Annotated in this window: 1 pseudogene; it reads right to left on the bottom strand. The window is 53.4% G+C overall.

Annotated elements, in window-relative coordinates:
- Window positions 1–251, bottom strand: a pseudogene (locus R2R70_RS21890) (glutamate decarboxylase); the annotation flags it as partial.

Genomic DNA, 251 nt, shown 5'->3' with positions numbered 1-251 from the left:
AGCTGTTCTGTTGGGCAATACCCTGCAGTTTCGGGTGATCGCTGAGATATTTCAGGGAAGCTTTGTAGTCTTCCAGCAACAGTTCAGCAAAGTCCATTTCGAAGCCGCGACGACACATAATGCGCATCACCACGATGTCGGTGGCTTCACCGCCGAGAGTGAAGGCCGGAACCTGCCAGCCGCGCAGACGCAGACGTTCAGAGAGGTCATACAGGGTGTATCCCGGATCTTCACCATCTTTCAGTTTGAAG

Source organism: Cobetia sp. SIMBA_158 (assembly GCF_046566945.1).
Lineage (GTDB): Bacteria > Pseudomonadota > Gammaproteobacteria > Pseudomonadales > Halomonadaceae > Cobetia > Cobetia amphilecti.
This window is presented reverse-complemented; position numbering and strand designations above follow the sequence as displayed.